The sequence below is a fragment of the Aureibaculum marinum genome (assembly GCF_003813905.1).
Classification (GTDB): Bacteria; Bacteroidota; Bacteroidia; order Flavobacteriales; family Flavobacteriaceae; genus Aureibaculum; species Aureibaculum marinum.
The window spans coordinates 1-450 of record NZ_RPFJ01000121.1 but is presented as its reverse complement, the minus strand read 5'-3'; the positions used below and the strand labels follow the sequence as shown (position 1 = coordinate 450).

General features: G+C 31.3%; 1 protein-coding gene. It reads left to right on the top strand.

Features of this window, described 5'->3' with window-relative positions:
* On the top strand, positions 1-450 hold a 450-nt coding region (locus tag EGM88_RS15695; RefSeq protein ID WP_148084107.1), incomplete at its 5' end, for a PorP/SprF family type IX secretion system membrane protein.

The following is a 450-nucleotide window of genomic DNA, read 5'->3' as shown; positions in this document are numbered from 1 at the left end:
GTTTATTATTATACCGATAAGTTTTATGTAGGATTATCTGCTCCAAATTTATTAGAGACAAAACATTTAGAGAAGGATAATGGTACGATAAGTAAAGCATCAGAGAAGATGCATTATTTTGGTACAGTAGGATATGTATTTGATTTATCAGAGACCTTAAAGATGAAACCGTCAGTAATGGCAAAAGCGGTATCAGGTTCTCCATTATCAATAGATGGCTCATTAAACTTCTTGTTTAATGATAGATTGGAGTTAGGAGCCAGTTATCGATTTGGTGATTCAGTAAGTGGATTGATTAATTTTGGAGTAACAAGAGATTTACGCATAGGATATGCGTATGATTATACTACAACAAATTTAGGAAATTATAATGATGGCACCCATGAAGTATTTTTACAATGGGACATAGATTTTTCAAAGAAAAACTTAAAATCACCTAGATTCTTTTAA